The sequence below is a fragment of the Gilliamella sp. Choc5-1 genome, assembly GCF_001690595.1.
In the GTDB taxonomy this organism is placed as follows: Bacteria; Pseudomonadota; Gammaproteobacteria; order Enterobacterales; family Orbaceae; genus Gilliamella; species Gilliamella apicola_M.
Genome location: NZ_LZHH01000112.1, coordinates 1 through 4,727 on the forward strand (window position 1 = coordinate 1; position 4,727 = coordinate 4,727).

Consider the following 4,727-nt stretch of genomic DNA (forward strand, 5'->3'; position numbering starts at 1 on the left):
TGCTGGTGTAGTCTTTCTTTGGCTTCTGCTGGACTGGTAAACTCATTTAATAGCAACCTCACAATTAAGGGGAGTTCTTGCTCTATTTTGCTAACCAAGTTTAAATCTCGCTCTTTTTCAGGGATAACCTCGCCAAAGTGAAAGATAACCCTACGCCGTGATATACCGCCGTTACGCTCGTTAAATCTCATTGCCTCGTTATTGATAACCAAGACTACCGCAGGGATTTTACAAGAGTAGGGTTGCTTGTGTTTTGGGTCTATTGCGACTTCATCACCGCCAGTAATTGCTTTTAATCCTGCGCCACTGCTCATATAACGCGGTTGGTCGGGTAATATGACTAATGAGTAACCCACGATTAAGGCTCTGTCTCTTGCCTTTTCTAATGCGTCCATAGTACCTATTACGGTATTGTTTTTACCTGATAACATCGTCGCAATTTCAGCAAAAACACTTTTACCGCTACCGCCTGCGCCTGTAACCTCTAAGAATAATTGCCAGTCATGACGATTAGCCAATATCATATATAGCGCGGCTAAGATATTTTTAGCCTTATCTTGATTGCCTGATGCTCTTTTTAGCCATTTAGCGAAATTTGGCGCGTGAGTATCAAAAGATTCATTTTCTTTGGCAGGGTAGTAATCAATATCATTACTGACCAATAGCCAGTCTTGCTTATTGTGCGGTCTAAAGGTTTGGCTTTTTAGCTCATATACACCATTTTTAAAGCAGATTAAATCTTTCTGAGGTGTTCCCATTATCGGCAGTGATAACCTGAGCGATTCAACCGCTGAGCTAATTCTTAATGGGTTAAATGGCTCGCCTGATTGAGTAAATAAATCGGCTAGCGTTCGCATTAACAGTTTATCGCTGATGGGTTGCCATGCGTTATCTTGATAGTGATAGATTTCATCGGTAGTAAGATTAATTGCAAGGTTATTGTCATAATATTGATTGAGCAGTTCGGCGCGTTGGCTTGATGCCATTTGCGATAGGTTCATACTTGATAACTCGGTTTGCATGTTAAGTTTTGTCACGGTGGGTAACTCTGGTTTTATGAGGTTTTTATTAAAATGAGTCAAAGCGTTATCACTCCCAAATTGTTGCCTATAATCATCCCAATCACATTTATAATCTATATCAGGAATGGAGTAATAACCATTTACCGCTTGAGCTGCTTCTATTGCTTTAGCTAAGCCCGTATTTGGGCTTTGGTCAATATCGTTATCACCTGCAATAATGATTTTAGCGGTCGAATTTAGTTCACGAATAGACTTAGCTACATGAATAAGATTGCCTGCGTCAATGGCGGATATAACCATAGATGGATGGCGGAATTCCGTTATTGATATTCCAGTCGTTAATCCCTCGCAGATAATAATTTCATTATGTGCGAGCAAATTTGCGTACACCTCGGTAGGTCTGCTCAAAACTGAGCACACTAATATAAAAGCACTTTTCTTATTTGAGCCTCTCATTAAGTGCTTACTGCCGTCTAGCTCAATAAATTGACCACCTGCGTATTCATTATGAAGATTCAGCATGGGCACAAAAATGCGCCCGTTATCTAACAAGGGTAAATCAAAGGTTAATCCTTTCTTGGTCAGGTATTGAGATTGCCCTAATGTTGCTTTAGATAGCAAATACTCGACCTTTTTACATACGGGATTATCTGGTATGTTATCGTTATGCAATGGTTCGGAATCTATTTTCCTAAATGCGAGATTTGCCCGTATTTGGTTGTTCTGATTAGACAGATTTAAACATTCCGCTACTTTGTTTGATGCTTCTTTAGCGTCGCATTGATAATAGTTTTTGATAAGCTCTAAGCCGTCACCACTACCGCACTGGTTACAGATGTAAGTACCTCTGCCATTTTGGTTATCAAATCTAAATCTATCCTTACCCCCACAGACAGGGCAAGGGCAATGCTTGCCATTACCCACCTCAATACCCAATGATTGAAAGATATAATCCCATTTACCTACGGCTTGGGCTGTAATTTCATTGATTTTCATTACATCCCCCCTTAATGAATTGTCGAGCTAGATTCAGATTTAATATCTTCGGCTAAATCAATAAATAACGATGCAAGCATTTCTTGCCCGAATTGTGTTAGTGCCATAGGTTTATTATCACTTTCGGCGTACATCTTTTTTAATAGTCCATAGGTACGATTTAAGCCATCACTTTCGCCAAAGTCTTCAATTAAGCTATCTTTAAGATTCATTTTTAGCCCTAACACAATTAAATCTTTATCAATATCAATTTTGATACCGTCATGAATAAACACCTTGGCGCCGTTTTTATTAATCTGCTCAATTAAAAATAAACCTGCTATAATCGCCATGGTAGAATCAACGATACTATGATGAATTGCTGTTACTTCTTGCTGATTATCCATGATTTACCCCCTTAATTTGTGTCATGTATCGCCTAACTTCGGGCGGTAGTCGCTTGGTGACATCGGCGAGTAAGTTAAGGATTTCATCCTTGCCAAAAGAAAATAGTGCTACATATTTGCCATTTTTAAGCCTTAATGCGGTAATAGTGCCGTCATTGTTATGGACAAAATCAAACTCTTTCATTCTTTGCCTCCTTGCGCTCGGTTTAGCTTCTAAATAGCTTTTTAGAATCGTTAATCAAGTCTGATACAGCATCAAGGGCATAGGCGCGTAACTCATCATTAATTGGCGTATCCGAATCACAATCCACCATTAAAAGCGTGGTGATAGCGTTAGCTTGCCCTAGTTTTGTATTGATAGTATTCATTGCGTCCAGTGAGATATTAGCCATTATTCTTATCCTCCGTTAACCCGTACCCTTGTAACTCATCAAAAGCTTGCTCTACTAAATCAACGATAACCCACAGTAAATTACTCATATCGGTTTGTTCGATAAAAGGCTCGTCATATCCTGCGCACTTATAATTAGTGTTATCTAAGGCAATTTTAGCCATGCTCCGAACTTGAATAAGTTTAGATTCAACATTACAAATTAACTGATCGTTATTCATGTCCATAACCTCCAAAACTTTTAGTGTCTTCAATAACTGGATATAAGCGAATTCTGGCAATAAAGATAAGGGATGATTTGCCTAGACTTTTTCTAGCTTGTTGTTCTGTAGGTGCTAATGCCTCAAATACTTTGGCCGTAGTGAGGTCGTAGAATTTAAAAAGTTTAGATTCATGATTGAATTTTTCTTTATAATTCGTTTTCAACATACTATTTACCTCCCTTACGGTTTTGTGTAGCATCAAGTAGGTTAATTTGATTTGAAGCGAAACAGGCAACATCCCTTAATTGTGCTAGTAAATAGCCAATATCGCGCATATCACTTTTAAGGTTCTGCTCGGAATAACTTTCATTTTCACTAGCCCAAAACATCAGGTTACCAATCGCACCTATTCCATATAGAATAGATTGCTGTAGTTCTTCAAAATGATTCTCAGCTTGTAGTAAATTGTGTGTTGGAATATCTGCTTGATAGAGATTTAAAACAGAAATTAAATTAGATAGGTCAGGTTGCCCATTTTTAGGGCGTAGGGGTATCATTACTATTAGCCATAGCATTACTCCGTTTAATGTTTGTGGTTAGATCCCTTGATAGTGTTGCGAGCACATCAGGGGATTGTTTTTTTAACCTAATAAATTCATCAGGTGTGTGCTCACTATATTTTATAGTGTGGGCACACGTCAAGCCTTTTTTATTATTTAGTGATCGTGTATAGTGTCTGCACACTAATAAGCATCTTTTAGGTATAAAAATGGCTACAGGTAACAAAAATAATAAATCGGATAGAAAAGCAATCCGCTTCCCCCATGAATTAATAGAGCGAATAGACGAGCAATCCAAGAAAGAGAATACTAACTTTTCCGCTTGGGTTATTGCTACTTGTCGCGAAAAACTAGCTAAATTAGATAAGAAATAATCTTTTAACTTAATGCCACTGATTGGTGGTTTTTGTTTTCCCATTCTCCTTTTTATGGACTCAAGAAACCTACTTTTGAAATTCAACCCCATGCAATGATTAGTACGCATTAAAAAAACGGTTTTCACTGCGTACTTAGTGCGTACTTTTACACTTGTTTTCACTGAAATAGGCTTTTTTAACTGAAAACTAGAATTATTGCCAACCAAGAAGAATGATTTCACCTTTTGGATGGCGTTAATCCCATCAAAATAGCAATATAAGCGATTATTTAGGGCTTGGGTATATTGTCCTATTGCTAGGGCGTTAAATGGGTGTGTAGTCATCATAATTAAGCCACCTGAGCCATATGACAAATTAAATAAGCATGAGATAACTTTATTAGCTGGCTTTTCTATGATGATAATCGTAACCAATATGGATTAATGTTATATTTGCGTTCTCAAGGTATGCGATATGGTTTAATTCAAATTCGTTTAGGTGGTCACGAATATTACCAGTAAGATTATTGGCTTTCTTGTATTTGCTTGATGTAGTACCTAATACGATGCGGTTAATCATATCGAATTCATTAGTAAATAAGGTGTTATTTGCGCTTTTCCCCAGTGCTTTACGTTGCTCTGTTAATGCGTCACACATAGGACGGCTATAATCTGCGACTTTTAAACGTGCTTTTAATCGATTAAGTGCTTTCTTTTGGATTGTTGGCGCGATTTCTTTAAGGTGTTCTTCACAACGTATAAAGTACTTTCTTATTGCTCGTCCTTTCTCGTTGTTTTCAATCATCGCCAATTC

The 4,727-nt window shown here is 37.8% G+C and carries 8 protein-coding genes and 1 pseudogene; all 9 read right to left on the bottom strand.

Annotated features, from left to right (window positions below; all coding sequences use genetic code 11):
* On the bottom strand, positions 1 to 2,018 hold a 2,018-nt coding region (locus A9G35_RS10120; RefSeq protein ID WP_065636757.1), incomplete at its 3' end, for a primase-helicase zinc-binding domain-containing protein.
* Between the two features lie 11 nt (positions 2,019 to 2,029).
* Positions 2,030 to 2,404 (bottom strand): hypothetical protein, encoded by a 375-nt coding sequence (locus A9G35_RS10125; RefSeq protein ID WP_065636758.1) that lies wholly within the window; start codon positions 2,402 to 2,404, stop codon positions 2,030 to 2,032.
* A complete protein-coding gene (locus A9G35_RS10130) occupies positions 2,397 to 2,588 on the bottom strand; it encodes a hypothetical protein (RefSeq protein ID WP_065636759.1) in 192 nt (63 codons plus the stop codon). Before A9G35_RS10130 ends, A9G35_RS10125 begins: the two co-directional genes overlap by 8 nt.
* 22 nt (positions 2,589 to 2,610) lie before the next feature.
* Entirely contained in the window at positions 2,611 to 2,772 is a 162-nt protein-coding gene (locus tag A9G35_RS13545; protein WP_176701419.1) for a hypothetical protein, read from the bottom strand.
* Positions 2,773 to 2,788: 16 nt separating this feature from the next.
* Positions 2,789 to 3,016, bottom strand: coding sequence for a hypothetical protein (locus tag A9G35_RS10140; RefSeq protein ID WP_065636761.1), 228 nt, complete (start codon positions 3,014 to 3,016; stop codon positions 2,789 to 2,791).
* On the bottom strand, positions 3,009 to 3,224 hold the full coding sequence (locus tag A9G35_RS10145) for a host cell division inhibitor Icd-like protein (protein ID WP_065636762.1): 216 nt from the start codon (positions 3,222 to 3,224) through the stop codon (positions 3,009 to 3,011). The genes A9G35_RS10140 and A9G35_RS10145 overlap by 8 nt, the downstream gene beginning before the upstream one ends.
* A 1-nt stretch (position 3,225) precedes the next feature.
* Positions 3,226 to 3,555 carry a hypothetical protein gene (locus tag A9G35_RS10150; RefSeq protein ID WP_065636763.1) on the bottom strand — a complete coding sequence of 110 codons (330 nt, stop codon included), beginning with the start codon at positions 3,553 to 3,555 and terminating at the stop codon, positions 3,226 to 3,228.
* Positions 3,536 to 4,261 (bottom strand): hypothetical protein, encoded by a 726-nt coding sequence (locus A9G35_RS13945; RefSeq protein WP_065635428.1) that lies wholly within the window; start codon positions 4,259 to 4,261, stop codon positions 3,536 to 3,538. Before A9G35_RS13945 ends, A9G35_RS10150 begins: the two co-directional genes overlap by 20 nt.
* 52 nt (positions 4,262 to 4,313) lie before the next feature.
* A pseudogene (locus tag A9G35_RS10160) lies at positions 4,314 to 4,727 on the bottom strand (antA/AntB antirepressor family protein); the annotation flags it as partial.